Genomic DNA, 7,519 nt, shown 5'->3' with positions numbered 1-7,519 from the left:
TTGCGCGCGTGCGCGGTGCGGCAGGCGAGGAATCCCGCGTGGGGGCCGCCGAAACCCATGGGTACGCCGAAGCGCTGGGAGGACCCGAAGCAGGCGTCCGCCCCCTTCTCCCCCGCCGGCGTGAGGACGGAGGCGGCGAGAAGGTCGACACCCGCCGCCACGAGGACACCCCGGTCGTGGCACTGCTCGATCAGCCCGGCGACGTCGGCGACCCGGCCCGAGGCCCCCGGCGTCTGCACGAGGGCGCCGAAGAAGTCTCCCTCGGGCAATCCGTCGTCGATCAGGTTCGCGGTGACGATCTCGATGCCCAGCGGTTCGGCGCGGGTCGCGAGGATCGCGGCGGTCTGGCCGAAGACGTCCGTGTCCACCGCGAAGCGGGGACTCTTCGAGGACCGGTTGGCCCGGCGGAGCATCGTCATGGCCTCGGCGGCCGCGGTCCCCTCGTCCAGCATGGAGGCACCCGCCATATCCATGCCGGTGAGGTCGGCGACCATGGTCTGGAAGTTGAGGAGCGCCTCGAGCCGGCCCTGACTGATCTCCGGCTGATACGGCGTGTAGCCCGTATACCAGGCGGGGCTCTCGACGACGTTGCGGCGGATGACAGCCGGGGTGAGGGTGTCGTAGTACCCCTGGCCGATCATCGAGACCGCGACCTCGTTGCCGTCGGCGAGCACCCGCAGGGCGGCGAGGGTGTCGGCCTCGGACAACGGCTCGGGGAGCGCGTCGATGCCGGCTGCCCGTCCGTCGGGCCCCACCTCGTCGAGAATGACCGAGGGGAACGCGCGTTCGGCGAGCTCGTCGAGCGAGTCCACGCCGATGGTCCGCAGGATGTGGGCCAGGCCGTCGGTGTCGGGTCCCAGATGGCGGGCGACGAACTCGCCTCCGGTCCGGGCGGTGTGCGGGGTCGTCGTCACAGGTGCTCCTCGAAGGGCGGGGCCGCCCGGGCGGGCGGCCTGCGGGCCGGTGCTACCCTCTCCGCTCTGTCCCCAACCGGCTGAGGCCGGCGCCTGAGAGATTCACGGGGCCCACCAGCGAGCCGCGCTTTCCCCGTGGGCGGGTGGTCTGTTCCACCGCTCTCCAGAGGCGTTAGACGACTGCACGGTCCGGGTGCCTGAGAGATTCTCGGAGAGGAGTTGCTCCTTCGGCGCCCGCGGCTGCAGCCGCGGAACTCTCCCGTGAGTCGCGTGAACGCACCGCCGAGTCTAGACGACTCCCGCCGATCAGCCCGTTCGCCGCGAGGCGCGGGCGCGCCGGCGGGCCGCCAACTCGTCCTCGAGGGGCTCGATGACGTCCTCTGCGGAGACGGTCTCGGCGGGGAACTCGGAGATCGACCCGGCGAGTTCCCGCATCGCACCCCCGATCCCGATACCGAAGACCCCCTGCCCGCCCTGCAGGAGGTCGAACACCTCCTCCTTGGACGTGCACTCGAACACCGTCCGGCCGTCGGAGAAGAGGGTGATCGTGGCCAGGTCCTTCACGCCGCGGGAGCGGATCTGGTCCACGGCCTTGCGGATGTTCTGCAGCGAGATTCCGGTGTCGAGCAGCTGCTTGACTATCTTGAGGACGAGGATGTCCTTGAACGAGTACAGGCGCTGACTCCCGGACCCGGCGGCGTTGCGGATCGACGGCACCACCAGATCGGTCCGGGCCCAGTAGTCGAGCTGACGGTAGGTGATGCCGGCGATCTGACAGGCGATCGGGACCCGGTACCCACTCGTCCCGTCAGGAATCCCGTCGTCGGGGAACAGCCCGGGTTGCACCTCGTCGAACGTGGCCTGGGTGGCCTCGATGTCGCCTCCGAAGAGACCCTCCGTCTGCGTCACGATGGAGGACGACTCCGGATCCCGGGTGTGGTCGGCCACGATTGCTCCCTCAAGCTGTGGGGTGCCCCCGCTGGCGCGGCGGCACGGTGCCGGATCCTGACGGGCCCGGTTCCTGAACGTGTGAACACCATCGGTGTAGTTCACTGGGAGCAACGCTAGGCCCGCGCGAGGCTGCGATCAATAGGACACGCGGTAAACCTCAACCTCAAGTTGAACTTGAGACATAGTCGCGACCTGCCAACTGGTGCTGGAGTGACTCTTGTGAGTGTCGAAATACCTGGTCACAGCGGTCAGGATGTGCGGCCGCCGGGCTCCCGCGGGGCGTCGCCACCGCCGAGAAAGTCGTCCGGGCTCACCTGGTCGAGGAACTCACGGAACGCCTCGACCTCCTCCTCGCCCTGCTCCACCAGAGAGATACCGACCTCGTCGAGGACCTCCCGGCTGACGAGGACCGGTGACGACGTCCTCAGCGCCACCGCCACGGCGTCCGACGGGCGAGCGGACACCCGTCGCCCCTCGAAGACGAGCTCGGCGAGGAAGGTCCCCTCGGAGACCCCCACGATCTCCACCTGTTCGAGCGGGTGGGAGAAGGTCTCGAGGAGCGTCGCGACGAGATCATGGGTCAGCGGCCTGCCCGGCTGCACACCCTGCTGTTGAAGACTGATGGCCGCGGCCTCGGACGCGCCGATCCAGATCGGGACGTATCGGCCACCGTCCTTCTCGTGCAGGATCAAGACCGGTGCGTACTCCGGCTCCTCGAACCGGATACCGACGACGCTCACCTCGCGCATGTTCTGTCCCATGTCCTCCGCCTCTCGCACGCCTAACAGCCTAGTCCCGAACCGCCCGCGAGCGCTCGCGTCAGGATTCCAACGCGTGACGGACGGCAACGGTGACCAGCGTGGAATGCAGCGCCACCGACAGCGCCGCGATCTCCCGGGCCAGCTCTGCCGCGCGATCGCGGGCATCCGCATCGCCCTGCCGGGCCACCGGGCCGGCGATCTGGGTGATCAACCCCGTCTGCCGGTCAGCGGCGGTCCGGAACCCCCGGAGATGACGGACGTCCACACCGTGACCGGCGAGATCGTGCGCGGTCCGCGCGACCAGGACCGCCTCCGGGTCGAAGAAGCCACCCGCACCAGCCACGATGAGCCCGGCGTCGATGAGCGACCCCACGAACTCCGGGTCCACCTCCGACTGTGCCACCACGTCCTCGCGCGTGAGACGTAGGACGGTGTCGCTCCGGAAATCGTCCGGGGTCGACCCCGGCACCCCGTCCGTGCCATGCCGTGGGAGCAGAGCGGTGGTGGACCCGTCCGCGATGGCGGAATCGAGCGCTTCCAACTCCTCGCGGATCACTTTGAGCGGCAGATAACGGTCTCGCTGCGCCGTGAGGACATACCGCAGCCGCTCGCGGTCACCGACGCTGAACCGACGGTATCCGCTGGCGGTCCGCTCGGGGGTGACCAGTCCTTCGTTCTCGAGGAACCGGACCTTCGACACCGTGAGGTCCGGGAAATCCGGACTCAGGAGTGCGATGACGCCGCCGATGGAGAGGTGCCCCTCCTCTGCGGCGCCGTGTCCGGCGGCCGTCACTGCCCGGGCGTACCCGTCAGGAACACGAGGCGGAACTTGCCGATCTGTACCTCGTCCCCGTTGGACAGTGATGCCGAGTCCACCGGCTCACGGTTGACGTACGTCCCGTTGAGGGATCCCACGTCGACGACGGTGAAGGTCCCGGCCTCGCTCCTGAACTCGGCGTGGCGTCGGCTCACGGTGACGTCGTCGAGGAAGATGTCGCTGTCCGGATGGCGGCCCGCCGACGTCGTCGACTGGTCCAGGAGAAACCGTGAGCCCGCGTTGGGCCCCCGCTTGACCACCAGCAGCGCCTGCCCCTCGGGTAGGCCCTCGACACCGGTGACGGCGGGCTCGGACTGAGCCGCCTGCTGATCGGACTCGTTGAGAAGCTCAGCGCGGAACACCGAGGTGGTCTCGGCGGTGGCCTCGGGCATGTTCTTGTTCTCGGTCACGTTCGTCTCTCCTCGTCCGAGCCCGGGCGTGGGGCTCACCATGCGGTGCCTGCGATTCTATGTCGGACCGTCCGGCCACGGGGCCGGGGGCGGTCCCTCCCCCTCAACCCTCCGTGATCTTGGAGTACCCGTCCGAGTCGAGGGTCTGTTCGAGTTGCGCCTCGAGGTCGTCGACGTCCGGGATCTCGAGGACGACGATCCACCCTTCACCGTAGGGATCCGAGTTGACCAGCTCGGGCGAGGTCTCCAGGGCGGTGTTCACCTCGACGACCTTCCCACTGAGCGGGGCGTACAGATCGGAGACGCTCTTGGGGGACTCGACCTCGCCGAACGGCTCACCCGACTCCGTCTCCCCGCCCACGTCCGGGAGCTGTACGAAGACGATGTCCCCCAATTTGGACTGCGCGTACTCGGTGATGCCGATGCGAACGCGGGTATCGGACACCCGTTCGACCCACTCGTGCTCGTCGGTGTACCGGAGCTGGTCGGGGATGTTCTGGTCGCTCACTGACGTGCCCTTCTCGCGTGGCTCACTTGGCGTGTACATGTGGCGACATTACACACCGCCGGGCGACTCCACTGAAGTAGATCGGCCGCGGCGCGGGGGGACGGAGCGGGCGATCCTCCAGGCCTGCCACAGGTAGATCCCGCCGCTCCAGCAGTAGAGGCCCACGCCCCAGTACAGGCACGCCTCGCCCAGGATCATCAGCCCCTCCCCTCCGGGAACCCCCGCGTACCCGGCGAGCAGCAGGGGCAGCGACCAGAACAGTGCGAACGTGGCCGCTTTGCCCAGGTACGTGACCTCGGGTTCGATCCCGCGCCTCCGGTAGACCGGCATCGTCCCCACCAACACCGCGTCTCTGACCAGCAGAACCACCACCACCCAGACGGGGATGTATCCGGCGACGGCGAAGGCCACCGGCACGGCCGCCACCAGGAGTCGGTCTGCGAGGGGGTCGAGACGCTCGCCCCACGTCGACCGCATGTTCCACAAGCGGGCGATCTTGCCGTCGAGCCAGTCGGAGACCACCAGAACGCCCAGGAGCCACAGTGCCAGGGGCGGATCCTCCCAGACCAGGATGCTCACGACGAGCACCGGGATCAGCGCGATGCGCGCCAGCGAGATGACGTTGGGGAGCGTCCAGAACCTGTCGCTGACCTCGGGGTCGCGGGGCGGCTGTTCGTACCCGAGGCCGGGTGGCACCGCGGCCGAGAGGTGCCCGTCCCGCGGGGGCGGGATGCGTGCGCCGAGGACCTTGCCCTCTCCCGTCCGCCATTCCCGCAGATCGGTCTCCCGTCTGCCCTCCCGCGCCGCGCTCATCGGAAGGTCGACATCATCCCGGAGAAGACGTTCCCGCCGGCCGCCATCGGGTTGTCGTGGACCATGTACGTCCACGTCGAGGTGGGCCGCGCCATGGCGTTGGCCACCAGGTCCACCCCCGAATCGGTGAACTCGATCTCGGCGAACGTCGCCTCCGACTCCCGGACGGCGTCCGAGGCGAGGTCCCTGAAGTGGTCGATCGCGATCCGGTGGAATTCGTCCAGGGGGTTCTCCCTGCCCAGCGCGCGCAGGTGGATCGACTCGCGGACGTCGTTCATCGTCTCCAGGTGGCGGGCCCACCCCCGGTCGAGATGCCACAGCATGATGTCCCGACACCCCTGCACCACGGCGTCGCGGCCGTGGGCCTCCACGAGTTCGGCACTGCGATCCGGATCGTGGGAGGTCAGCTCCTCGAACGCCTTCTCGGTGAGCAACAGCGCCGCGCGGCGCTCGGCGAGGATCGACCGCTGTTCGGCGAGGAGCCGGCTGTACCGCCACGTGTTCGAGTGGATCGCGAGCATCTGTCCCTCGGTGACCCGCTGTGCGTGGTCGACCGCATCGCGTCCGCGGTTGCCCTTGAGCAGCCCGCTGATCCTGTCGTGCGCGGTGGGGATCTTGTCGGGTTCCAGCGCCGAGGTCACCACCGGGTCGTCCATGGCGGCGAAGAACACCGAGCTGCCGGGGTCCCCCTGGCGTCCGGCGCGACCACGGAGCTGGTTGTCGAGCCTCTCCGTCCGATGCCTCCCGGTCCCCACCACGTGCAGTCCGCCGAGTTCGACGACCTCGTCGCGGCGGGCCTCGTCGGACCCACCCAGTCTGATGTCGGTGCCCCGGCCGGCCATCTGGGTGGAGACGGTGACGTTACCCACGTCGCCCGCCTCGGCGATGATGGCGGCCTCCTCCTCGTCGTTCTTGGCGTTGAGCACGACGCAGTCCACGCCCCTGTCGGCCAGGCGTGCTGCGAGTTCCTCCGACTCGGCGACGTCATGGGTACCCACGAGCACGGGTTGGCCGGTCGAGTGGACGGCGGCGATGTGTTCGACGATCGCGCGGGTCTTGCTGTCGTTGTCGATGTAGGTCCGATCGGCCTCGTCGAAGCGGACGCAGGGGGTGTTGGGGTCGATCTGGGACACGCCCAGGGAGTAGAACTCGCGGAACTGTGCCCCCGCGGCGAGCGCCGTTCCCGTCATCCCGCACACCCGGTCGTACCTCCCGATGAACGCCTGGACCGTGATGCTGTCGAGGATCTGCCCGGCCTCGGAGACCGCGACGCCCTCCTTGGCCTCGACGGCCGCCTGCAACCCGTCCGGCCACCGCTGCAACTCGGCGACGCGACCCCGCGAGGCGTTGATCAGTTGGACCCGGCCGTCCCGGACGATGTAGTCCACATCCCGCCTCAGCAGGAAGCAGGCGTGCAGTGCGACGTTCACCTGGACCAGCGTGGTGCCCACGTGCTCCGCGTCGTAGAGATCGCCGATTCCCAGTTCACCCTCGATGGCCTCGGCGCCGTCGTCGGTGAGGAAGATGTTGCGCCGCTCGGAGTCGGTCTCGTAGTGGCGACCCGGCCGTAGCTTGCGCACCGCGGAGAGGATCTCCCCCGTGGGCGCCTCCCCGGAGGTCGACCCGGCGAGGACCAGGGGGACCAGCGCCTCGTCGACGAGCACCGAGTCCGCCTCGTCGACCAGGGCGACATCCGTGGTGGGTGCGATGAGATCCGCCGGGTCGGTGACCAGCTGCTCCCGCAGGACGTCGAACCCGATCTCCGAGACGGACCCGTAGGTGACGTCGCAGGCGTAGGCGCGGCGACGCTCCTCGCGCGTCGACGACTCGGTCACGTGGCCCACCGTCAGGCCCAGGAGCTCGAACATCGGACCCATCCACCGCGCGTCCCGCGCGGCGAGGTAGTCGTTGACGGAGATGACGTGGACGGTGTGTCCCTGCAGTGCGTATCCGGCCGCCGCGACCGCACCCGCGAGGGTCTTGCCCTCCCCGGTCGCCATCTCCACCACGTCGCCCGCGAACATCCTCAGTGCGCCCTGGAGCTGGACGTCGAACGGCCTCAGGCCCACGGCCCGGGTCGCGGCCTCCCTGGCCAGAGCCAGGAACCGGGCGAGGTCCTCGGGCGACTCACCGAAGAGCTGCAGGCCGTGGGCTTCGTCCGCGAAATCGCCGTCCGCCACCCCCGAGGCCCACTCGTCGAACCCGTGTGACGCCTCGACCGCACTCTGCGCGCGCGAGGTGTCCCGGCCCTGGGTGGAGCCCATCAGCTTCCAGAAGCGGTTGGCGAATCCCACGCGAGGAGTCCTTCCCGGTCTATCGAACAGTTGATGCCACCGTACGCAGCG

The 7,519-nt window shown here is 69.0% G+C and carries 7 protein-coding genes, 1 pseudogene and 1 riboswitch; all 8 genes and pseudogenes read right to left on the bottom strand.

Features of this window, described 5'->3' with window-relative positions; all coding sequences use genetic code 11:
- A pseudogene (locus G6019_RS06300) lies at window positions 1-914 on the bottom strand (glycine dehydrogenase (aminomethyl-transferring)); the annotation flags it as partial.
- A gap of 175 nt (window positions 915-1,089) precedes the next feature.
- Window positions 1,090-1,186, bottom strand: a riboswitch (glycine riboswitch).
- A 34-nt stretch (window positions 1,187-1,220) separates the two neighbouring features.
- The gene (locus tag G6019_RS06295; protein WP_370446354.1) at window positions 1,221-1,823 is read right to left on the bottom strand and encodes a MerR family transcriptional regulator; all 603 of its coding nucleotides are present in this window, start codon (window positions 1,821-1,823) and stop codon (window positions 1,221-1,223) included.
- 290 nt (window positions 1,824-2,113) lie between these two features.
- Window positions 2,114-2,614, bottom strand: a complete 501-nt coding sequence (locus G6019_RS06290) for a bifunctional nuclease family protein (protein ID WP_107758072.1) — start codon at window positions 2,612-2,614, stop codon at window positions 2,114-2,116.
- A 70-nt stretch (window positions 2,615-2,684) separates the two neighbouring features.
- The gene (gene ftsR, locus G6019_RS06285; RefSeq protein ID WP_107756375.1) at window positions 2,685-3,419 is read right to left on the bottom strand and encodes a transcriptional regulator FtsR; all 735 of its coding nucleotides are present in this window, start codon (window positions 3,417-3,419) and stop codon (window positions 2,685-2,687) included.
- The gene (gene odhI / locus G6019_RS06280) at window positions 3,416-3,835 is read right to left on the bottom strand and encodes an oxoglutarate dehydrogenase inhibitor Odhl (RefSeq protein WP_182612409.1); all 420 of its coding nucleotides are present in this window, start codon (window positions 3,833-3,835) and stop codon (window positions 3,416-3,418) included. The genes ftsR and odhI overlap by 4 nt, the downstream gene beginning before the upstream one ends.
- A gap of 121 nt (window positions 3,836-3,956) precedes the next feature.
- Window positions 3,957-4,400, bottom strand: a complete 444-nt coding sequence (gene gcvH / locus G6019_RS06275) for a glycine cleavage system protein GcvH (RefSeq protein WP_182612402.1) — start codon at window positions 4,398-4,400, stop codon at window positions 3,957-3,959.
- Between the two features lie 9 nt (window positions 4,401-4,409).
- Window positions 4,410-5,174 (bottom strand): CDP-alcohol phosphatidyltransferase family protein, encoded by a 765-nt coding sequence (locus G6019_RS06270; protein ID WP_107756372.1) that lies wholly within the window; start codon window positions 5,172-5,174, stop codon window positions 4,410-4,412.
- Window positions 5,171-7,468 (bottom strand): accessory Sec system translocase SecA2, encoded by a 2,298-nt coding sequence (gene secA2 / locus G6019_RS06265; protein WP_107756371.1) that lies wholly within the window; start codon window positions 7,466-7,468, stop codon window positions 5,171-5,173. The genes G6019_RS06270 and secA2 overlap by 4 nt, the downstream gene beginning before the upstream one ends.
- Window positions 7,469-7,519: the final 51 nt, after the last annotated feature.

Origin of the sequence: Dietzia sp. DQ12-76, from assembly GCF_014145045.1 — a bacterium.
Classification (GTDB): Bacteria; Actinomycetota; Actinomycetes; order Mycobacteriales; family Mycobacteriaceae; genus Dietzia.
Note: the sequence above shows the minus strand (reverse complement) of the source record. Positions and strands in the feature narration are given on the sequence as shown.

Excerpts from the sequence above, each read along its gene's own strand:
- G6019_RS06290 (WP_107758072.1), bottom strand. The coding sequence starts at position 2,614 with ATGCGCGAGGTGAGCGTCGTCGGTATCCGGTTCGAGGAGCCGGAGTAC.
- odhI (WP_182612409.1), bottom strand. The coding sequence starts at position 3,835 with ATGCCCGAGGCCACCGCCGAGACCACCTCGGTGTTCCGCGCTGAGCTT.
- gcvH (WP_182612402.1), bottom strand. The coding sequence starts at position 4,400 with ATGTACACGCCAAGTGAGCCACGCGAGAAGGGCACGTCAGTGAGCGAC.
- G6019_RS06270 (WP_107756372.1), bottom strand. The coding sequence starts at position 5,174 with ATGAGCGCGGCGCGGGAGGGCAGACGGGAGACCGATCTGCGGGAATGG.